This is a genomic window from Variovorax sp. 01N429 (assembly GCF_056399425.1).
The window spans coordinates 1-20863 of sequence record NZ_JBFTRG010000016.1; the positions used below are offsets into that span (position 1 = coordinate 1).

Annotated in this window: 21 protein-coding genes and 2 pseudogenes; 16 read left to right on the plus strand and 7 right to left on the minus strand. The window is 62.8% G+C overall.

Annotated elements, in window-relative coordinates:
• On the plus strand, positions 1-1872 hold a 1872-nt coding region (locus AC1DSF_RS23465), incomplete at its 5' end, for a DUF637 domain-containing protein (RefSeq protein ID WP_478183511.1).
• On the opposite strand, the pseudogene AC1DSF_RS23470 reads toward AC1DSF_RS23465, so the two are convergent.
• Positions 1829-1978, minus strand: a pseudogene (locus AC1DSF_RS23470) (DNA/RNA non-specific endonuclease); the annotation flags it as partial. The gene AC1DSF_RS23465 and the pseudogene AC1DSF_RS23470 overlap by 44 nt on opposite strands.
• Before the next feature lie 152 nt (positions 1979-2130).
• Between AC1DSF_RS23470 and AC1DSF_RS23475 the strand changes: the two are divergent.
• From AC1DSF_RS23475 to imm45, 5 genes and pseudogenes are all read left to right on the plus strand, one after another.
• Entirely contained in the window at positions 2131-2532 is a 402-nt protein-coding gene (locus tag AC1DSF_RS23475; protein ID WP_478183512.1) for a hypothetical protein, read from the plus strand.
• A 127-nt stretch (positions 2533-2659) separates the two neighbouring features.
• A complete protein-coding gene (locus tag AC1DSF_RS23480; RefSeq protein WP_478183513.1) occupies positions 2660-3076 on the plus strand; it encodes a hypothetical protein in 417 nt (138 codons plus the stop codon).
• A 103-nt stretch (positions 3077-3179) separates the two neighbouring features.
• Positions 3180-3380 (plus strand): annotated as a pseudogene (locus AC1DSF_RS23485) (hypothetical protein); the annotation flags it as partial.
• 66 nt (positions 3381-3446) lie between these two features.
• Positions 3447-3719: a colicin immunity domain-containing protein gene (locus tag AC1DSF_RS23490; RefSeq protein WP_478183514.1), complete on the plus strand. Its 273-nt coding sequence runs from the start codon at positions 3447-3449 to the stop codon at positions 3717-3719.
• Between the two features lie 14 nt (positions 3720-3733).
• Positions 3734-3982, plus strand: coding sequence for an Imm45 family immunity protein (gene imm45, locus AC1DSF_RS23495; RefSeq protein WP_478183555.1), 249 nt, complete (start codon positions 3734-3736; stop codon positions 3980-3982).
• Positions 3983-4216: 234 nt separating this feature from the next.
• Here imm45 and AC1DSF_RS23500 read toward each other — a convergent pair whose 3' ends face one another.
• A complete protein-coding gene (locus tag AC1DSF_RS23500) occupies positions 4217-4567 on the minus strand; it encodes a VOC family protein (protein ID WP_478183515.1) in 351 nt (116 codons plus the stop codon).
• A gap of 186 nt (positions 4568-4753) precedes the next feature.
• Between AC1DSF_RS23500 and AC1DSF_RS23505 the strand changes: the two genes are divergently transcribed.
• Positions 4754-5662: an FkbM family methyltransferase gene (locus AC1DSF_RS23505; protein ID WP_478183516.1), complete on the plus strand. Its 909-nt coding sequence runs from the start codon at positions 4754-4756 to the stop codon at positions 5660-5662.
• A 10-nt stretch (positions 5663-5672) separates the two neighbouring features.
• Here AC1DSF_RS23505 and AC1DSF_RS23510 read toward each other — a convergent pair whose 3' ends face one another.
• The gene (locus tag AC1DSF_RS23510) at positions 5673-7559 is read right to left on the minus strand and encodes a hypothetical protein (RefSeq protein ID WP_478183517.1); all 1887 of its coding nucleotides are present in this window, start codon (positions 7557-7559) and stop codon (positions 5673-5675) included.
• A 397-nt stretch (positions 7560-7956) separates the two neighbouring features.
• Here AC1DSF_RS23510 and AC1DSF_RS23515 point away from each other — a divergent pair, with 397 nt between their 5' ends.
• Complete coding sequence (locus AC1DSF_RS23515) at positions 7957-8247, plus strand: hypothetical protein (protein WP_478128022.1); 291 nt, start codon at positions 7957-7959, stop codon at positions 8245-8247.
• 27 nt (positions 8248-8274) lie between these two features.
• Here the strand turns inward: AC1DSF_RS23515 and AC1DSF_RS23520 are convergent, their stop codons facing one another.
• Both AC1DSF_RS23520 and AC1DSF_RS23525 read right to left on the minus strand, forming a co-directional pair.
• Positions 8275-9747 (minus strand): NAD-dependent succinate-semialdehyde dehydrogenase, encoded by a 1473-nt coding sequence (locus AC1DSF_RS23520; RefSeq protein WP_478128021.1) that lies wholly within the window; start codon positions 9745-9747, stop codon positions 8275-8277.
• A gap of 45 nt (positions 9748-9792) precedes the next feature.
• Positions 9793-11016: an iron-containing alcohol dehydrogenase gene (locus tag AC1DSF_RS23525; RefSeq protein WP_478128020.1), complete on the minus strand. Its 1224-nt coding sequence runs from the start codon at positions 11014-11016 to the stop codon at positions 9793-9795.
• Positions 11017-11145: 129 nt separating this feature from the next.
• Here AC1DSF_RS23525 and AC1DSF_RS23530 point away from each other — a divergent pair, with 129 nt between their 5' ends.
• The 5 genes from AC1DSF_RS23530 (at position 11146) to AC1DSF_RS23550 (ending at position 16161) form a co-directional block, all read left to right on the plus strand.
• Complete coding sequence (locus AC1DSF_RS23530; RefSeq protein ID WP_478128019.1) at positions 11146-11850, plus strand: GntR family transcriptional regulator; 705 nt, start codon at positions 11146-11148, stop codon at positions 11848-11850.
• An 11-nt stretch (positions 11851-11861) separates the two neighbouring features.
• Positions 11862-13493: a sugar ABC transporter ATP-binding protein gene (locus AC1DSF_RS23535; protein WP_478128018.1), complete on the plus strand. Its 1632-nt coding sequence runs from the start codon at positions 11862-11864 to the stop codon at positions 13491-13493.
• The gene (locus AC1DSF_RS23540; protein ID WP_478128017.1) at positions 13490-14485 is read left to right on the plus strand and encodes an ABC transporter permease; all 996 of its coding nucleotides are present in this window, start codon (positions 13490-13492) and stop codon (positions 14483-14485) included. Before AC1DSF_RS23535 ends, AC1DSF_RS23540 begins: the two co-directional genes overlap by 4 nt.
• 100 nt (positions 14486-14585) lie before the next feature.
• Complete coding sequence (locus AC1DSF_RS23545; protein ID WP_478128016.1) at positions 14586-15539, plus strand: substrate-binding domain-containing protein; 954 nt, start codon at positions 14586-14588, stop codon at positions 15537-15539.
• 28 nt (positions 15540-15567) lie between these two features.
• Entirely contained in the window at positions 15568-16161 is a 594-nt protein-coding gene (locus tag AC1DSF_RS23550) for a DJ-1/PfpI family protein (RefSeq protein ID WP_478128015.1), read from the plus strand.
• 48 nt (positions 16162-16209) lie between these two features.
• Here AC1DSF_RS23550 and AC1DSF_RS23555 read toward each other — a convergent pair whose 3' ends face one another.
• Positions 16210-17085, minus strand: coding sequence for an alpha/beta hydrolase (locus tag AC1DSF_RS23555; protein ID WP_478128014.1), 876 nt, complete (start codon positions 17083-17085; stop codon positions 16210-16212).
• A 137-nt stretch (positions 17086-17222) separates the two neighbouring features.
• Between AC1DSF_RS23555 and AC1DSF_RS23560 the strand changes: the two genes are divergently transcribed.
• The 3 genes from AC1DSF_RS23560 to AC1DSF_RS23570 are packed head-to-tail and all read left to right on the plus strand — an operon-like array spanning position 17223 to position 19731.
• The gene (locus AC1DSF_RS23560) at positions 17223-18080 is read left to right on the plus strand and encodes an ABC transporter ATP-binding protein (protein WP_478128013.1); all 858 of its coding nucleotides are present in this window, start codon (positions 17223-17225) and stop codon (positions 18078-18080) included.
• 5 nt (positions 18081-18085) lie between these two features.
• Positions 18086-18922 (plus strand): ABC transporter permease, encoded by an 837-nt coding sequence (locus AC1DSF_RS23565; protein WP_478128012.1) that lies wholly within the window; start codon positions 18086-18088, stop codon positions 18920-18922.
• Positions 18919-19731, plus strand: coding sequence for an ABC transporter permease (locus tag AC1DSF_RS23570; RefSeq protein ID WP_478128011.1), 813 nt, complete (start codon positions 18919-18921; stop codon positions 19729-19731). The genes AC1DSF_RS23565 and AC1DSF_RS23570 overlap by 4 nt, the downstream gene beginning before the upstream one ends.
• 28 nt (positions 19732-19759) lie before the next feature.
• Here AC1DSF_RS23570 and AC1DSF_RS23575 read toward each other — a convergent pair whose 3' ends face one another.
• On the minus strand, positions 19760-20668 hold the full coding sequence (locus AC1DSF_RS23575) for an NAD(P)/FAD-dependent oxidoreductase (protein WP_478128010.1): 909 nt from the start codon (positions 20666-20668) through the stop codon (positions 19760-19762).
• Between the last annotated feature and the right edge of the window lie 195 nt (positions 20669-20863).

The following is a 20863-nucleotide window of genomic DNA, read 5'->3' on the forward strand; positions in this document are numbered from 1 at the left end:
GACACCCTGGTCCTGGGCACGCAGGCCACCGAACACGGCACCCAGGAGACCAGTCAGGGCCGCGACCTCATGTACCAGAAGGCCAAGGACAAGGGGACCACCGACCAGACCACGAACTACAACCAGTTCAACGCGGGCAGTCTGGCCGTGAGCGCCAACCATGTGCAGGCCGGCGTGGGCGCGCGGGACAGCATCGAGCAGCTCGCCCAGCTGCCCGGCATGGGTTGGATAGAGCAGCTTCAGAACGATCCGAACCTCAGCGGCAAGGTCGACTGGGTGAAGGTCGAGGAGGCGCACAAGAACTGGAACTACAGCCAGCAAGGGCTGACGCCCGAAGGCGCTGCCATCGTGACGGTGGTGGTCAGCTACTTCACCTGGGGAGCGGCCAACGGCGCGGGGACTGCGGCAGGCGGCGCCGTTGGCGGCGGCACTACGGGCGCTGTAGTGGGTGGCGCGGTGACGGCCGGCGTGAGCGCTCTGGCCGGTCAAGCCAGCGTCGCGCTGATCAACAACCAGGGTGACATCGGCAAGGCACTGGACGAGCTTGGATCGAGTTCGAATGTGAAGAACCTGCTGACGGACATTGCCACGGGCGGTGTGCTCGGTGGGTTGAACCTGAACCCCACGGGCTTGCCGACGGCGAGCGGCAGCGCGCAGGAGTTCATGAAGCAACTCGGCCAAAACCTCACGGCCAGCGCAGCAACGGCGGTGATCAGCACGGCGATCAACGGCGGCAGCTTGGAGGAAAACCTGAAACAGGGCCTGAAGACCGCGCTCCTGAACACCATAGCTGCGCAGGGTGCAAATGCCATCGGCGACCTGACCAAGGACGGGACGCTCGACGACTTCACCAACAAGATCGCTCACGCGATTGCCGGCTGTGCCGTGGGCGCGGCTCGAACGGACGGAAGCTGTGCGGCGGGCGCCCTGGGCGCTGCGATCGGAGAACTGGCAGCGGAAGGCTACGGTCGACAATTCGACACGATCCAGTTCGCGGCGATGGTGAGTGGCATCGCTGGTGCGATTGCCGGTTTGGATGCGGACCAGATCAACCTCGCGAGTCAGGCAGGGGCCAATGCGGCGGCGAACAACTTTCTGAGTCACGACCAGTGGAAGCAACTGGCGGACGAGATCGCTGCCTGCCAGAAGAACGGATGTCCGTCAGAAAAGGAGCGCGAACTCCAGACCAGGTACCTGGAGATCAGCAACAGCCAGGACAAGGCATTGCTGGCTGCATGCCAAGCGGGCTCACCTCAATGCAAGACCTTCCTTGCCGCAGCCCTTGACGGCGCGGCGACTCAACACGACCTCATCGTTTCTGGAAAGCTGCCGGACTACTACTGGGGTGGATCGGATTTCAGCGGCACAGCCAAGCTGTTGTCGTCGCCCCAGTTCAAGGGAGCGACGAGCGAACAGGCCGCCCAGATGGCCGCGAAGTTGGGCGGGATCATCCTCGACTTCGTTCCGGTCATCGGCGACATCAAGGGCTTTGTCGAAGCGCAGACGCCCTTCGACTACACGTTGGCCGCAGTCGGCACCTTGGGTCCCCTGGGCGATGGGGTCGCAAAGCTGATCAAGGAGGCAAAGATCGCCGCGGAAGCGGGCGACGCGGTTAAGGCGATCAACAAACTCGCAGAGGCAGAGAGCGTCATCAAGGCGACTCCAGGGCCTAAGGGCTCCTGGGATGCCGCACTGAACGGACAGCTTGCCCCTAAGACGACCTACGAACTGACCAATGGTCACAAGTACGTAACTGACGCCAATGGCAGTTTATTGATACGTCCTTTCCGTCCGTCAAGGCGTTTCTCAGATCATTCTCCATGGCCCGCCAGTCCCCGCGGTTCAATGTCGAGGCCTGCGGCACGATATTGATTCTGTCCCCCGCGCCACCGAGGCTTGCAGCGATCAGGTGGCCGCCATCGTCTTTTGCGGCCCCACACTGACCGACCGCACATTGCTGATACTTGTTGCGATCCATGGCGTCCAGCGATAGTTGGCCTTCCACCTGGTTCACCAAAATCGATGTTGGATATCCAGAGGGCGGGGGAGTGCGACCAAGCGAGTTCCGCGTCCTGGCGACGATTGACGGCAAAGTGGTTCCGTACAGATTCACGCAATGAGGACGAAAAAATGATAGCCACAGTGGAAGAGGCTTATGAGGCCATCGGACGATACCTGACTAGTTTCGTAGGGACGCGGACTTGGGATAGTGCGGTGTGCAGAATGCAAATTTACGCAGACATGGCTAAGGGGACGCAATGGTTGAACTCAGCCGGAAAAAGCGACGAAACTGGAGGATTTGAAGCGAATCCAAATGCTATTTGGGAGGGACTCGACGCGGCCATTTTCCTTCGCGACGCATTGCTGAAGAAGACAGGCCAGCGCATCTGGGGCCTGACGTTTATCCTCTACCCCAATGGGAAGTTCAACATGGATTTCGACTACAACAAGCCAAGCGAATATGAGGAGACCGATGATAAGATAAACGTCTCACCCGTCGAATTTACTGAGAAAATCCACAAGAAAAGCTGACGAGCGCTATTTTTTAGGAATTTATCAGCCTTATTTTGGCCCTTCCAAACCATTATTTCCCTAAGCCAAGCGATCTCAAGGTCACGGCAGCTATTGATGGCAGGCAAATTGAGTGGTTTTTCGAACAATGATGATGATTGAATCTGTAGAACAGGCTTACGAAGTTCTTGGCTCAGATATTCTGCGGTTCGTAAACGGACGCGCATGGGACGGTGCCGGGGCCAAATACGGGATATTGACCACAATGGTTTCATCTGAGTGGTGGCTATCCAGAGGTCCTTGCATCGAGACTTCGGGACGGGGATCTTCCTCAATGGCAGAAAGCAAGCTGAAGGCAGCAGCCGTTCGTTTCCTACGGGACAACCTTCTCAACACAACGAAACAGAGAATCTGGGGCCTTTCCTTTACTCTCCATCCTGACGGAAAGTTCAGCATTCAGTACGACTACGACAAGCCGCAGGACTACCAGGAAACTGAAGATGCGATCGACGTGTCGATCAGTGACTTCGCGGAAGAAATCAACAAGAGGGCCGAAAGAGAGTGAGTCTTGCGTCTTGTTGTCCACGCGGCAAATACGGTCACACCCCGAGTCCAAGCTGTGCGGGGAGGCCGATGAAGCATAGATCTTGCCGGCCCCGCTCAAACGGCTCATGAACGCGGGCGTGACCTTCGCCAAGCAGTATGGATTGACCCCCGGCATCGCGTTGACTGCCGCGCAGATGGCCCAACTCACGAGCGACATCGTCTGGCTCGTCGAGCAGACCGTGACCCTGCCCGATGGCAGCACCCAGGAGGTGCTCGCGCCCCAGGTCTATATGCGCGTGCAGCCCGGTGACGTCGACGGCTCCAACGGGGACATACGGCTTTGTCAAAGATTCAAAAAGTCTATTTCAATTCAGTAATCAATAACTCAGATGAGCATCACCATCCTTGAGTTTGCTAATTCTTTCGTTAAAGGACGAGTACCGGCCGCCACCTTTGTCGATGCCTTCTCCGAACTTTGGAAAATTGAAAGAGATGGAAAAATTCTTCAAAATGACGATGAACAGCTGAGTGAGCGATTGTCAACCATTTTTTGTTTGGTGGACCTGTTCAATCCTGGCGAAGAGAAAGAGACATATGAGTTGAATGCAATGCAATTGCGCGGAAAAATCTCTGCACTACTGAAAAATCAGTCCATCAAATAAAAAACGGGCAACTGATTGCGTATGAGAAACCCTCTATCAGCAGAGGCATGTTGTTGAAGTTCCCGGCCGCTTACCCGTTTGAAGCTGAAGTTGTAGTGATGATCTGCGAGGGGCCGGAGAGTTCTTCCGAAAGGTGCTTGAGAACTATCACGGGACATAAGGCCGGGATCAACTGCTTTCAGGTTCTACCTTCAGAGGCGTCGGCAAACGGACATTTCGTGTCCACAACATGGTTGACCGAAAACTGGAACAAATGGGTCTAGCCTGACGGCAACGTTGACGACGTGGAGGTTCGCAAGGAACTCGCGGCGGTCGAGCTGTAGATCGAGGCGCTTGAGGATCTATTGCATTAAAAAAGCGACCATCCAGGGCGCTGGGTCGCCAGCACGCCCACTGAGTCCAGCAAGCACCTCAGGAAGTCGTTTTCCTTCAAACAGCACGGTGAGCAGAAGGCCAAGGAACTGTCGATCGCCGAGGGTCAACGGCAAGACCTCGCCTCAAGCATGCGCGAGAACATTAACCAGCTTCCCAAACGGATCCCGAACAAAGAACCGGCGCACGCCCCACGGTTCGTCAGCAGGTCCGTACTCAATCGCAAACCCAGCAGCCCTCATGCGTTCGAGCGCAGCGTCCACATCGTCCACCTCGATTGACAAGTCAGGCACAGGAGTGCCAGAACCCCCTTCCGAGGCGAAGCTCACCTGAACAGTCATCTTGGCTTGTGACCCATAGGTCTGAATCCAGCCATGGTCCATCAAGATCTCCAGCCCGAGGACGTCTTGATAGAACGCCCGAGCCCTGCTGATGTCGAGCACATCGAAATTGGCGACGATTCGTTTGACTTGCAATTTGCTTCCTTCGCGTGGATAGGGGTCTGGTTCCGGCGAATTCGCCGATGATCCTATTTGAAAGCTCACCGACGAAATCAGCTCGCTCTTCTCTCCGACACAACCATTGCGCCGTCTCTCACACCCGGGAGCCCCGTCTTCGCCACATTAAGCCCGGCGATCCCACGGCCGAACGGAGAAAGCGCCATGCTCAAAACCGCGATCTATCAAAGCGTTCTGAAATCTGTTCGGAGTGTCGGCCCGCATCGGTTCTTTCACAGCCCACTTGTGGCGCGCCTGCTGTGGGACACCGCGCCGCGCGAAGCCTTCCTGCTGGCGCCCTGCCCGTCCGAAGTCTTCGTGGTCGCAGCGGGCGACCAGGTCATCGGGCAGTGGCTGTTCAAGCATCGCGAGCCCTACAACTTTTCCATGCTGCGCCGGGTGGCCTCATTGCTGAACGGACGCCATCTGACTTGCCTGATCGACATCGGTGCCAACATCGGCACGGTCTGCATCCCCGCGGTCAAGCGCGGGCTGTTCGAAAGGGCCATCGCGGTCGAACCGGAGCCCCTGAACTATTCGCTGCTGAGGACCAATGTCGAGATCAATCGGCTGTCGGACCGGATCACGACGCACAACGTTGCGTTGGGGGAGAAGAACGACGAGAGCCTCGTATTCGAACTCTCGACCATCAACTACGGCAACCATCGGGCGCGCTACGGCGGCGACGGCAGCAATGGCCTGGACGGCACGGACTCAAGCCAGGAGCGCATCGAGGTGCCGTCGCAGAGCCTCGACCGCATCACGGAAGGTGTGGATCTCGGTTCAGCCCTGCTCTGGATGGACACGCAGGGATATGAAGGCTATGTGCTGGCGGGCGGCACCCGCACACTGCAGCACAAGCCCCCGTTCGTGATGAAGTTCTTGCCTGACGGCCTGTCGCGCAGTGGCGGCACGGAACGGCTCAGGCACGCACTCCAGCTGGCCGGCTATGCATCGTTCTGCGACCTGAGCGAGACCGACGATGCGTTTCGTCCGTTCTCGCTCGAGGTGCTCGACGCGCTGGCTGGACAGCTGGCATCGAGCAAGGGTCAGACGGACCTACTGCTCGTATGACCCCGGAGCGTCACGGCACGTTGGATGTCGAGATCTGGAACGGCTTGCCCGGTACGGTCATGGCGCCCTCGTACTCGGCCGTCGATCCGTTGATGGAACATCCGTTGGGTCTCGGGCAGGCGCCGCCATCCGAGAAGATCACCGGTCCGTAGCGGTAGTTGCGCACTGCCTTGCCGCCGTAGTCCGTCACGGTCACCACGTTGTTGATGTTGGCGAAGTTGTCGGCATCTTCCACCGCGATCAGGTCGGTCAGCTTGTTGTGCTGGATGCTGCGCACGACGCTGCCGCTGTTGCCATCCGAAGCAAAGCGCACCCACGAGATCTTGTTGTCTCCGCGCGAGCCCACGATGACCTGCTGGTTCATCGGATCGCTGGTGGTGCCGCTCGGATCGCTCTTCGACATCGCAAGCGAGGTCGGATTGCGGCCGATGTCGCCGACGGTGCCGACCTCGGCAATGTCGTCTGGCGATGGCGTGGCGACGGCGCCGCCAGGTGCGTAGCCGTTCAGGCTGTAGATGTGCAGCGTGCCGTCCTGCGTGGCGATCCAGGCGCGCGGGCTGCCGGTCGACATGGTCGTTCTCACCGCCGTCGGGCGATCACCCATCGAGACGGTCTTGATCACGGTCGGCATCTGCGAAGCTTCCTTGTCGAAGGTGTACGGCCACTGGTCGCTTGCCTGTCCATAGTTGCTCGTGACGCCGACATTGGAGCTGAAGTACACGCTGTTGACGTAGCTGAAGAGTGGCTTCAAGTCAATGAAGGCAGCCTTCTGCTCCGACTTCGAAATCACCACTGCCACCCCGCCCTTGGCATAGCGACGGTAGTTGCTGCTGCCATCGGTAAAGCTCTGCCAGTTGTTGGTCAGCGGCGAGTTCGCCGCGCCCATGAAGAGGCCGCCGGGCTGCACGCTGTCGAACTGGTGCAGGTTGGTTGTGACTGCGATCTCCGTCGGTGCGTTCATGCCCGGGATGTCCACGTAACCCAGCACCTTCATGAAGGCGGTGTTGCCCATGTTGGGCAGGCCGGGGTAGACGCCCATCCACTCGTTCCACCAGTTGTGCCAGGCCGAAAACGTAAAGCCGTTGCTCGTGTGACCGGAGGAGTTCATGGCATCGCAACCGTCGCACAGGCCAGCCAACGCGACGACGGCGACTTGGCCCTTCATGGCTTCGGTGTCCCACACCGTGACCAACGCGAACTCGTTGCCGTTGGTCACGGCAACACCTGTGGGCACCTTGTTCGGCGCGAGAGTCGCGGTCGCGTTGTTGCTGGCGGTGTTGCTGCCCACCGTGCCGAGCACGCCGTTCTGGAATGCGACGATGCCTTCGGCGCAGAAGCCCGCGCCGCCTTGACAACGCCCCATCGCGACCGGGTTGCCGTTCGTGAGGCCCGCCGCCTTGTAGTTCATCACGTTCGGCGTATCGATGCCCTGGCCTTGCTGGTAGATCTGCCACGGCAACTGCGGCAGTCCGGCAAACACGTTGTACATGTAGCCAGACACCTGAAGCAGGCTCACGCCAACGCGCTGCGACGGATCGTCCGCCGCAAAGAGCATGTTGGCCTGGTTGGTTGAAAAGAGACCGGCATTGCCGGTCACCGGCCCTCCCACGTTCCAGTAGAACGCGACATCCTGGGCAGGCGCGGAGAGCTTGGTGCTCGTGCGCTCGGCGAGATCGGGACCTGTGTTTGCCGACCCGTACGACGCCGCATCGGGTCCATAGCGGTACGCAATGCCCGCGTCCTGGCTCAGCACGGCGGCCATGCTCTTGTACGCATCGGGATTGACGGCAAGGGAAGAGTCAACGACGTCCGCATCGATCGGTGCGGAAGCCAAGGCAGAAGTGCGGGGTGAGTTGGCGGCTTCGGCAGAGGCCGATGTTCCGGTCGCTGCTGCCATGGATGGCGCGCCGCCGCTGGATCCTCCGCCTCCGCAACCGGCGATCCCGGCACTGACGGCGCTTGCGGCAAATAAAAGTGCGAACTTCTCAAAAGATTTCAAAAGTGGGCTCCTGTTGAAGAGCCTGCTTTGTATGTGGGATGCCTCCGACGCCTCAAGCTTGATTGCATTTGTTTTCCCTCTGTATGCATTTTGCGGTGCAGCATTTACATTCGAATCGTCCTGTGACGTAGGTGACCCACGGCTTGGCAGTCAAGACCTACTCGGCTGGCAGAAGTCGCGCCATATGTCAAGAAACACGCAGAGCTGCGATGACCTTGTGAACGCAAGCCAGGAAGCGCAAATTGCAGTCGTCGTCCTACAGACGAAGACTGCATGGACTCCCAGGAGGAAAGAAATGGCAACAACTCGGACCCACGGACTGCGCAGCAACGAACCGCTCTTCAAACACGTGTGGCTGAAATTCCCGGACGATCTGGCCTGGGACATCTTTACGCTGGACTGCATGCTCGTAGCGCTGCTGGCCATGCTGGTGGCCGGCCTGGCGAGCTTGAGCGCCAAGTTCTCTCAACTGCTCGCCGACCACGAGCGATGGCTCTGGATGTCGGGCATGACGCTGGCCATCGTTGCGGTCGTGAGCTTGATTCGCGTCGTATGGCCGGGCGATCAGGTGCGCCGTCCCTGGTAGCTGGCTCCAGGGCCGCTCAGAGGTCTCTCAGAAACTCGTTGCGATGTATTTCGCTTCCATGTATTCCGCGACCCCGTGACGCTGCCCGCCCTCCCGGCCCAGCCCACTTTGCTTCACGCCACCGAAAGGGGCCGCCGGGTCCGAGACCAGGCCACGGTTGAGCGCGATCATTCCTGATTCGATGCGCCCGCACACCCGCATGCCACGGGCGAGGTCGCGCGTGTAGACGTACGCAGCCAGGCCGTATTCGGTGTCGTTGGCGAGCGTGATGGCTTCGTCTTCGGTCTCGAATCGGCTGATCGGTGCGACGGGCCCGAAGATTTCCTCGTGCGCCATCTCGGCATCGCGCGGAACGTTCGTCAGCACCGTCGGGCGGTAGAAGTAACCCGGCCCATCCTGTGCTTCAGCGCCACAGAGGACGTTTGCGCCGCGGCGCACCGCGTCCTGCACGAGCCGATCGATCTTCTGCACTGCCTTGCGCGTGATCATCGGCCCGCATTCAGTTTCGGCCTCGATGCCGGAGCCGACGCGCACTGCGGCCATGCGGCGCGCGAGCCCCTGCGCGAAGGCATCGTGGATGCCCGATTGCACATAGATGCGGTTGGCGGCAGTACACGCCTCGCCCGCATTGCGCATCTTCGCGACCATGGCGCCGTCGAGCGCGGCCTCCAGGTCTGCATCGTCGAACACGATGAACGGCGCATTGCCGCCAAGCTCCATCGAACATGACACCACGTGCTTGGCAGCCTCGGCGAGCAGCGCCCGCCCCACGCCTGTAGACCCGGTGAACGACAACTTGCGCACACGGCGGTCGGCGAGCATCGCGGCCGTCAGCGGACCGGGCGTGGATGTGGTCAGGACGTTCACGACACCGGGTGGAACGCCGGCTTCCTCGTAGAGCGCGGCCAGGGCATAGGCCGTGAGCGGCGTTTCGCTCGCCGGCTTGAGGATCACCGTGCAGCCGGCCGCCAGTGCGGGCGCGATCTTGCGCGTCGCCATGGCCGCCGGGAAGTTCCACGGGGTGATGAGCACGCAGATCCCGATGGGTTCGTAGTCGACGATGATGCGGTTCGTCCCCGACGGCGCGATGCCGAATTCGCCCGAAAGACGCACGGCCTCTTCGGCGTTCCAGCGGAAGAACTCGGCGGCGTAGGCCACTTCGCCGCGCGCATCGCGCAGCGCCTTGCCGTTTTCGAGCGAGATGAGCGCGGCGAGGGACTCGGCTCTCTGAGTCATCAATTCAAAGCAGCGACGCAGGATCTCAGAGCGCCGGCGCGGCGGCGTGGCGCGCCACCCAGCCGCCGCCTTGGCTGCGGCTTCGACTGCGGCGGCAGCGTCCTCGACGGTGGCATCGGGGACGGTCGCGATCAGCGCCTCCGTGGACGGATCCACGACATCGATGCGACGGCCACCGGTGGCGGCCCGCCATTGGCCGTCGACATAAAGCTCATGGCGCACGTCCGCCAGAACCGATGGAGCAAGCGCGGATTGGGATTCCATAGAAGAAGCATTCATGGTCAAAGCAATGATGAGAAGAGATGGAGTTCAGCGGGCCGCGGCCTGCAGGTCGCCGTCGAAAGCGGCCTGCACCAGACGGTGCATGGCTGCGGCATCGAAGGGTCGCGGGTTGTTCTTGATCAAGCGCTCGATGCCCATGGCCTGCTCGGCAGTCCATGTGACCTTGTCGGCGGCAAGGCCCAGCTCCGCCAGTGTGGTCGTGATGCCGATGGCCTTGAACAGGCGACTGACTTCGTCGATCGCGGCGCCGGCCTGGGCCTGCTCGTCGCCCTTGGCTTCCAGGCCCAGCGCTAGCCCGATCTGCGCCAGTTCGGCACCGGCGGCGGATCGGTTGAAGCTCATCACGTAGGGCATGAGCGTGGCGACGCCCAGGCCGTGCGCCGTGTCCGTCAGCGCACCGGCGGGGTATTGCACCGCGTGGGCCGCCGCGGTCCCGGCCGTGCCAAAGGCGCAGCCCGCGGCGAGTGCACCCATCATCACGTCGGCGCGCGCGTCCTCGTCGCTGCCGTTGGCAACTGCCTTTTCGAGGCTTCGGCCGAGCAATCGAATGGCAAGCAACGCGAAATGATCGCTCAACGCGTTCTTGCCGATGAAGACGTGGCGCTGCGGCAAATCGGCGCTGGGTTCGCGGCGCGCGGCGGTGAACGATTCGATGGCATGCGTCATCGCATCGGCCCCGGCGATGGCCGTCAGGCGCGGCGGACAGGTCATCGTCAGTTCGGGATCGCAAATCGCGGCCACCGCGATCAGATGGGGACTCGAGATGCCGACCTTGAGCGTGCGGTCCGGATCGCTCACGACGGCGACCGGGGTGACTTCCGAGCCGGTGCCGGAGGTGGTGGGCATTGCAATCACCGGCAGCACGGGTCCCGGCACCTTGAACTCGCCGTAGTAGTCCTGCAAACGACCGCCATGGGTCAGGAGCAGGGACACGCATTTGGCCATGTCCATGCAGCTGCCTCCGCCGATGCCGATGACCATATCCGGGGAGAAGGCGCGCGCAGCCTCCGCGTTGACGCCAACGCTTTCCAGGGGAACGTCGGGCTCCACGTTGTCGAGCAGGCGTACCTCGATGTCGGCTGCCTTGAGCGCCGCCATCATCGATTTGAATTCAGGCGTTGCAGCGAAACGCGCATCGGTGCAAACCAGCGCGCGGCGCCCGTGCTTGCACGCGACGGCGGCGAGCGCATGGCGCTGCCCTTTGCCAAACAAGATCTCCGGCGGCAGCCGCAGCGCGGCAAAAAGCGTCATGGTTTTTATCCTTCGGGGTTAATTTAAACTTGCACCCTCAAATACGATCCTATAGGATATCGTATCTTTCGGATCGCGTCATCCCGGCGCTTGCCGCGAAAGCTGCGATCAGTTCATGCAGGAGACAGAGTGGGCACTACCGCCAGCGAAAACGAGGAAGGCGCGCAAGCACCGCACAGAGGCAACAGGTTCCATCGGGCCAGTTTGTCCGGGGACGTGTACGGGGCCATCTTCAATCAGCTGATGGCGCTGAAGATCGCGCCGGGCGAACGCATCACGGTCGACAACCTCGTGAGGGAGCTGAACGTCTCGCAGACGCCGATCCGCGAGGCGCTGGGCCGACTCGAAGGCGAAGGGCTCGTGGTCAAGCAGCATCTGGTGGGCTACCGTGCCGCGCCGCAGATCACGCGCCGTCGGTTCGACGAGCTGTACGAGCTCCGCCTGCTACTTGAGCCCGACGGCGCGGCCAAGGCGGCCGCAGCGATGGACGCGCAAAAGATCGAAGAACTGCGCGAGGCCGCGGGTGGCATGGCCCGCGTCGACGGCAAGGACGAGCGACTGCGCTACTCCGCGTTCGCGCGCCAGGATGAGGTGTTTCACGACCGCATCATGCAATTCGCGGGCAACGAACTCATCCGCCAGACCCTCACCTACCAGCACGCTCACTTCCACATCTTTCGGCTGATGTATCACCGCCGCGTCACGGATGACGCCCTGGACGAACACCAGGCGCTGATCGACGCCTTTGCCGCCCATGACCCGGATGCCGCCAAGGCAGCCATGCGGGCGCACATCGAGCGCTCGCGCGACCGCTTGCTGCCGGCCTTCGATTGAGCGCGCGATCCATGTCCGCACAGATGCTCGAGCGCCCCTGGTCGCCTGTCGCCAGGGCGCCGCTTGCAGAAACCGAAGCTGCATTCGATACCCCGGCCACTGAAAGAACCGCCGCCCCGCTGCTGCGCACGCACGAACTCGGCAAGCAGTACGCCGGCGTGACCGTGTTGAGCGGAGTGACGCTCGATATCTTCCCCGGCGAGATTCACGCGATCATTGGCGAGAACGGCGCGGGCAAGTCCACGCTGATGAAGCTCCTCTCTGGTCACGTACCGCCGAGCGAAGGAGAGATCTCCCTGGACGGCCGGCCGGTGCACTTCACCGGACCGCACCAGGCGCAGGACGCGGGCATCGTGCTCGTGCATCAGGAGATCCTGTTGGCGGACGGCCTCACGGTGGCCGAGAACCTCTTCCTCGGCCGTGAACTGACGCGCAACGGCATGGTCGACGATCGGACCATGTATCGGCTGGCCGCGCAGAAGCTCGCCGAACTGGGTTGCCATGCCTCTCCGCGCGCGCTGGTGCGTGACGTTCCACTGGCTGATCGGCAACTGGTCCAAATCGCCCGCGCCCTGCTCGACGACCATCGGGTGGTTATCTTCGACGAGCCCACTGCGGTGCTGACCGGCGAAGAAGTCGAACGGCTGCTGCGCATCATCTTCAGGCTCAAGTCGCAGAACATCGCGGTGCTCTATATCAGCCACCGACTTGAAGAGGTTCAGCGCCTCGCAGACAAGGTCACGGTGTTGCGTGACGGCCGAACCGTGGGGACTCATCCCGGGCACAGCCTGAGTCAACTCGACATGGCCCGCCTCATGGTGGGGCGCGAACTCTCCGCGCTCTATCCGCCCAAGGCGGGGGTGCCCGGCGAGCCGATCCTGCATGTGCAAAACGCGACCGTGCCGGGGGTGGTCCACGACGCGTCTTTCGTCGCGCACCGCGGTGAGGTTCTCGGCTTTGCTGGAATGATCGGCGCGGGCCGAACCGAACTGTTCGAAGGCCTGCTGGGATTGCGCCCTGCCAAGGCGCAGGTCCAGCTCGATGGCCGATCCGTTCACATCCGATCGCCTCGCGAGGCCATCGAGCTCGGCATTGGCTACCTGACCGAAGACCGCAAGGGAAAGGGACTGCTGCTCAATGAGCGCCTCGCGCCCAACCTCACACTTTCGGCACTGTCGCGCTTCCACCCTCGCATCTGGCTGCGCAAGCGCCATGAAGCGGACGCCCTCCAGGAAGCCATCCGCACATACGACATCCGGCTCAAGAGCAAGAGCACGCGCGCTGGGCAACTCTCCGGTGGCAACCAGCAGAAGCTTCTGCTCGCGAAGGTGCTGCTGACAGACCCCTCGATCGTGGTGATCGATGAGCCCACACGGGGCATCGACATCGCCAACAAGGCGCAGATCTATGCCTTCATCCAGGAATTGGTCGCACGCGGCAAGGCCTGCATCGTGATCTCCTCCGAGATGCAGGAACTCATCGGCGTGTGCGATCGCATCCTGGTCATGCGCCAGGGCCGCATCGCCGGCGAGGTGAGCGGTGAGCGCATGACCGAGCACAACATCGCATTGCTTGCCACCACCGACGGCGAGCCAGCACCCAGCATCGCAACCCAGAGCTCCATCGAAGAGGAAGCCCCATGAACGCCATCACCCAGGACGTGCCGCTGCGGCAGGAGCGCGAACTGCACATCAACTGGACCGAGGCCGGTCCGTTCGTCGCGCTGGTTGCGTTGCTCGCCATCGGCTACCTGATCAACAGCGACTTTCTCTCCGCCACCAATCTCGCCAACGTCATCGCACGCAGCGCTTTCATTGCAATCATCGCCGTGGGCGCGACATTCGTGATCTCTTCGGGCGGGCTCGATCTTTCGGTCGGCTCGATGGCGGCGTTCATCACCGGCGTAATGATCATGCTGATGAACCGGATGGCACCCGAATGGGGCGTCTGGGCCATCCCGGCCGGCATGGCGGTCGCGCTGCTGGTGGGCCTGCTCTGCGGGCTCTTCAATGGCTTGATCGTCACTGTGGGAAAGATCGAACCCTTCATTGCCACCCTCGGCACGATGGGCATCTTCCGCTCGCTCATCACCTACATGTCGGATGGCGGCACGATCCCGATCGACTCGTCACTGCGCAATGCATATCGCCCGGTCTACTTCGGCACTGTGGGCGGCGTGCCGATCCCGATCCTCGTGTCGCTCGCTGTCGCTGCCGTGGGCGCCTTCATCCTCTACCGCATGAAATACGGTCGCCGCTGCGCCGCAGTCGGCGCCAACGAGGACGTGGCGCGCTACTCGGGCATCTCGGTCATCAAGACCCGCACGATCGCCTACATGGTGCAAGGCGCGTGCGTGGCGATCGCGGCCATTTGCTATGTGCCGCGCCTCGGTGCTGCCACGCCGACCACCGGGCTGCTGTGGGAGCTCCAGGTGATCACCGCAGTGGTGATCGGCGGCACCGTGCTGCGCGGCGGCAAGGGGCGCATCTGGGGCACGCTGGCCGGCGCTGTCGTGCTCGAGCTCATTGCCAACCTGATGGTGCTGTCCGACCTCGTCTCCGAGTACTTGGTGGGCGCCGTGCAAGGCGCAATCATCATCATCGCGATGTTGGTCCAGCGCCTTTCGAAGAAGTGATCCGCCAAACAATTCGTTTGTGAAATTGCCCCGTGTCCGGACCACTCGGGTGCACATGATTCCGGTCCATACATCAATCTACATAGGTTGGAGGTGACAAATGCTCAAGTCGAAATGGATAGCAGTGGCGGCGTTGGGAGCGCTGCTGGCGACAGGTGGTGCCTACGGCGCCGACAAGAAGGTGATCGCGGTGTCGATTCCGGCTGCCGATCACGGCTGGACCGCAGGCGTGGTCTACCACGCGCAGGCGGCAGCCAAGGAAATCAACAGTGCCTACAAGGACCAGATCGAAGTCGTGGTCAAGACCTCGCCGTCGGCATCGGCACAGGTGAGCGCGCTTGAAGACCTTTCCGCCGGACGCAAGCTCTCGGCGCTGGTGATCCTTCCGCACACATCCGAAGAGCTCACGCTGCCGGTCAAGGCAGTCAAGGACAAGGGGACCTTCGTCACCGTGGTCGATCGCGGGCTCAGCGATCCAACCATCCAGGACCTGTACGTGGCGGGCGACAACATTGCCGTCGGACGCAACACGGCCAAGTTCCTGGTGGACAAGCTCGGCGGCAAGGGCAACCTCGTCGTGCTGCGCGGCATCCCGACGGTGATCGACGATGAGCGCATCAAGGGCTTCCAGGACGGCATCAAGGGCACGAACCTGAAGGTCCTCGACATCCAGTACGCCGACTGGAACAGCGACAAGGCCTTCAAGCTGATGCAGGACTACCTGGCCAAGTATCCGCAGATCGACGCGGTGTGGGCCAACGACGACGACATGCTCCTGGGCGTGCTGGAGGCGATCAAGCAGTCCAAGCGCAAGGACATCAAGTACGCGTTGGGTGGCAACGGCATGAAGGACGTCATCAAGAAGGTGATCGACAACGACGCCGTGACGCCGGTGGAAACGCCCTACCCGCCCTCGATGATCAAGACAGCCATCTACTTGACCGTGGCCAACCTCGTCGGCCAGGCGCCCGTACGCGGCTCGCTCAAGCTGGACGCACCGCTGATCACACAGAAGAACGCCAAGGAATATTACTTCCCCGATTCACCCTTCTAAGCCAATTTCACCAAAGGAGCGCGACACCATGCCAGGCAAGAAAATCCTCATGCTTACCGGCGAGTTCACCGAGGAATACGAGATCTTCGTCTTCCAGCAAGCCATGGAGGCGGTGGGCCATACAGTTCACGTCGTCTGCCCCGACAAGAAGGCGGGCGACTTGATCAAGACATCGCTGCACGACTTCGAGGGCGATCAGACCTACACCGAGAAGCTCGGCCACTATGCGGCCATTAACAAGACCTTCTCCGAGGCGGAGACCCAGCTCGACCAGTACCACGCCGTCTACTGCGCCGGTGGCCGCGGCCCGGAGTACATCCGTACCGACAAGCGCGTGCAGGCGATGGTGCGGCACTTCCACGAAAAGAAGAAGCCCATCTTCACCATCTGCCATGGCGTGCAGATCCTGATCGCGGTCGACGGCGTGGTGCGCGGCAAGAAGGTCGCGGGCCTGGGCGCCTGCGAGCCCGAGGTGACGCTGGCCGGCGGCACCTTTATCGACCTGTCGCCTACCGACGCCTACGTGGACGGCACGATGGTCTCGGCCAAGGGATGGACGGCGCTGGCCGCCTTCATCCGCGAATGCCTGAAGGTGCTGGGCACCGAAATCCGGCACGAGTGACGTGATGCGCTAGGCGCCGGCGCGATGTCGCCGGCGTCGAGCGTGCCTTCAACGGGCAGCGGAGACGGCCATGCGCTCGAGAGCGGCGCATAGACCGCTGTTGCCATCCTCAAAAGCGCTGATCGCCGTGAAGTGATCCTCGTTCGGCTGCACCATGAGTTCGCCCTCGTTGCCAGCCGCGAGCCAGGCGTCATGCATTGCAGTCGACTGCCGGTCGAAGGCCGCCTGCTCCAGGGAACCCCAGCTGAGCAGCACCGGCGTTCGGCACCGGCGAATGTGAAGCACCGGCGAGTTGCGCAAGACGCTCGCCTCATCGAGTTGGATCGACGGCTGCAGATAACTAAAGCGCAGTGGCGCAATGTCATAGAGACCGCTCACCAGCACGGCACCCGAGAACGGATCGTCCGGCAATCCGTAGTCCTCCCGCCATGCGGTGCACAAAAGCATCGCGCCCAGATGAGCCCCTGCGGAGTGCCCTCCGATCACGATGCGGCCCGGATCGCCGCCGTGCTCGGCGATGTTCCGGATGACCCACGCCGCGGCCGACCGAACCTGGCGCACGATCTCGTCGAGCGTGACCTGTGGGCACAGCGCGTAGTCGACCAGCACCGTCGTGAAGCCCCGCGCGTGCGCGCCGAACGCCACCTGCATGAAGTCACGTGCGGCGTTCGAGCGCCAGTAGCCGCTATGGATATAGAAAAAGACCGGTGCGCCCGGCCGCTCTGCCGGCACGATGTCCAGCGTCTCGGCAAGCGTCGGACCATAGGGCACACGAGCTCGATAGTTCAGCTGCTGGCGGGCCTGCTCGCTTCTCTCCGCATAGTGCTGAAGTGAGGCGTTGAGGTCGACCGCGCGCAGCCGCGGGTTGTACGACTCGTCGATTTCTTGCTGGTTTGCAAAGCCATGAGGGAGTTCGAGGGGCATGGGGTATTTCAACCGAAGCGACTAAAAAGGAGGAGGTGCTGATGATGGCCCAGGAATTGGATTTCGCCGCGCGCGCGCCGGCGTTCCAGGAGACCGCGCCCTGATCTTCATCGTGTAGCATTCGCGTCCGCCGCGCCATGCCACAGATCGTTGTCGACCACCTGCGCAAGACCTACAAGGTCCATGAGCGCGACCCGGGAGTGCTTGGTGCGCTGCGCGCGCTGGTGCGGCCTCGATATCGCACTGTCGATGCGCTGTGCGGCGTTTCCTTCGAGCTCGAGCGCGGCGAACTGCTCGGCTTCATCGGCCCGAACGGCGCCGGCAAATCGACCACCATCAAGATTCTCGCGGGCATCCTGCGGCCCGATGGTGGGCGCGTCGAAGTCGACGGGCGCGACCCCTTCGCCGATCGCGAGCGCCATGTGAGTCGCATCGGCGTCGTGTTCGGGCAACGCACGCAGCTCTGGTGGGACCTTCCGGTCAACGATGGCTTCGCACTGCTGCGCGACATCTATCGCGTGGACCCGGTGCGCTTCACCCGCACGCGCGATGAACTCGTCGCGCTATTGCATCTCGAGCGCCTGCTCGACCAGCCCGTGCGCCAGCTCTCGCTCGGGCAGCGCATGCGCGCCGAGATTGCGGCCGCGCTGCTGCACGAGCCGGACATCCTCTTTCTCGACGAACCCACCATCGGGCTTGATGCGCCGTCGAAACTGGCGGTGCGCGACTTCGTCCTTCGCGCCAACCGCGCGCGTGGGACCACGGTGCTGCTGACCACGCACGACATGCACGACATCGAGGCGCTTGCGCAGCGGGTGATCGTGATCGGCCATGGCCGCGTGCTGGCCGACAGCCCTGTCGAAGCGCTGCGTTCACAAGTCATCGCGGCGCGCCGCCTGGACGAAGGACTGCCGGACGACGCCGAGGACGAGGGCATGACCATCGAGGCCGTGATCGCGCGCTTCTATGCGATGCACGGCGCGGCGGAGGCCTGAGCCGCATGGCGCCTCGCGAACTTCTTCGTCCCTACGTCGCCGCTTTTGCATCACGGTTCCTGCAGATGCTGCAGTACCGCGCCGCCGCTTACGCAGGCTTCGCGACCCAGTGCTGGTGGGGCGGCATCAAGGTCATGGTGCTGGCGGCCTTCTATGGTGGTGCATCCGCCGCCGGCGCGCCGATGTCGCTCTCGCAGGCCATCACCTATACCTGGCTGGCCCAGGGGCTGCTCGCGCTGCTGCCGTGGCTCGGAGACCCGGAAGTGGCACAGGCGGTGCGCACGGGCTCGGTCGCCTACGATCGGCTGCGGCCGGTCGATCCCTATGCGCTGTGGTTCGCGCGCTCGGCCGGCTGGATTGCGGCACGCGTTCTGCCGCGGATGGCGCTCATGGCGGCCTTCGCGGGCCTGGTGCTGCCCCTCGCGGGCCTGGGCGATTGGGCATGGCAAGCACCGGCAGGGATCGTTGCCGGATTGGCTTTCGCCGCATCCGCCATGCTGGCGCTGCTGCTATCGACGTCGTTCGTGATGTTGCTCAACATCGCCGCGGCTTCGGCACTGAACGAGCGCGGCATCAACGCGCTGGCTGCACCGACCGTGATCGTTTTCTCAGGCAACCTGCTTCCGCTGGTCTTGCTGCCCGACGCGTGGCAGCAGTGGCTTCTGCTGCAGCCGCTGGCGGGCGTCATGGACATCCCGGCGCGGATCTATTTCGGCCAGCTCGCGGGAGCACAGGCTCTCGTGGGGCTCGGCTTGCAAGCCGCTTGGATCTTGCTGCTGGTGGCGATCGGCCATGCGGCGATGGTCAGGACCATGCGCCAACTGCAGGTGCAAGGCGGATGACGCGACCGGGATCACTGGCCCTTTTCGGCCGACTCATGGCTGCCTCCTTGAGTGGGCAGGCGCGCTATCCCGCCTCGGCATTGATGCTCACGTTCGGGCAGTTCCTGGGCACGGGCATCGAGATGATCGCGGTCTGGGCACTCTTTCATCGCTTCGGCGACTTGCAGGGATGGCGCCTCGGTGAGGTCGCCATGTTCTACGGACTGGTGAATTGCATGTTTGCCATCGGCGATGCGCTGGGACGCGGCTTCGATACGCTGGGGACCGAATTCCTGCGCACGGGCGCGTTCGACCGCCTCCTGCTGCGACCTCGGCCATTGGCGCTGCAACTTATGGCACATGACGTGCGCATCAGCCGGCTGGGACGGCTGATGCAAGGATTGGCGGTGATGGCATTCGCGACCGTGCAGGCAGACGTCGTGTGGTCGCCGGCAGCGGTCGCGACGGCCCTCTTCGCACTGGCGGGCGGCGTGGCGCTCTTTCTCGGCATCCTCGTGCTGCAGGGCACGCTGTCCTTCTGGACCGTCGAGAGCCTGGAGATTGCGAACGTGCTCACCTACGGCGGCGTGCAAGCGGCGCAGTTTCCGCTGGCTGTCTATGCTCAATGGTTTCGATATGCGCTGACCTTTGCGGTGCCCTTGGCCTGCGTCGCCTACTACCCCGTGCTTGCCATATTGGGCAGGGCAGATCCGCTGGGTGCGCCTGCGTGGGTCGGGCTCGTGTCGCCGCTCGCTGGCTTCGTCTTCCTCGCGCTTGCCTTCGGCGCCTGGCGCGTGGGACTTCGGCGCTACGCCTCGACCGGCAGCTAGTCGTGCCCTGCCCCCGCCTGCACGCGACCTATGCCTGCGATGCCCTCTCGCTTCGACGCAATGCCAGGTGCATGGCGGCGCCTGCGATCGCCGCTCCGCCGGCCGCGACCGTGATCTGGTTGAGCCCCACGGCCACGTCGCCCGCCGCATAGAGCCCCGCCACGGTGGTCGCGTGATGGCGGTCCGTCACCAGATAACCGCTCTCGTCGGTCTCGGCGCCGAGACTGCCGGCCAGGCCCGAATGAACCCGCAGGCCCATCGCGCTATAGATGGAATCGCAGACGCTCTCGCCATCGCCGTGGATCACGACGATCCTTCCCTCCAGCGGCCGAATGCCGGAGATCGCGTCTTCGCTCAGGCGAATGCCTGCCTGGCGCAGCCGGTGCCTCCCCGCCTCGCCAAGCGCTGTGCCACCTTCGAGCATGAAGAGCGTGACGTGAGGCGTGAAATGCCGCAAATAGACCGCTTCTTCCAGCCCCGCGGTCGACTGCGCAATGACGCCAACCGCCCGATCGATCACCTCATAGCCGTCGCACACGGGGCAATAGCGCAGCAGACCGGCGCGCACCGCCTCTGCGAGGTACGGCATGGGCGGGGGAACGTCGCTGGCGCCGGTGGCCAGGAGCACCAGCGATGCCGAGAGTGAGCCGCCTTCCCATCCGAGGCGGAAGCCCCGCTCCACTTTCTCGAGCGTTTCCACGCTCGCGCCGATACTGCGGATCGAATAGTTCGCCGCCTGCTGGCGCAGCGCGTCGAGCAGCGCGGCGCCGGCGATGCCCTGCGGAAAGCCGGGATAGTTGCGGGTGCGCGGGATGGTCGCGAGCCGGCTGCGCCCCGCATCGACCACACAGACAGAGCGCCGAAGGCGTGCGAGGCAGATCGCGCCGGCCAGTCCCGCCGGCCCGCCGCCGATGATGGCGATGTCGGGATCGGTCATCGCCGCCCCCTGCTGATCGGCCCAACTCGATGCGTCATTCAAAGCTCCTGATCGGGGTTGTTGCAGATGGAAAGACGGCCACGTGCAGCCCCCTCGGCAAAATTTGCCGCGAGTTTTACGGCGTGGACCGGCACGAGTCATCACGGCGAAGGCGGGTTCCGTTGTCCTTCGACAGCTCGGCCTACTCACGGCAAA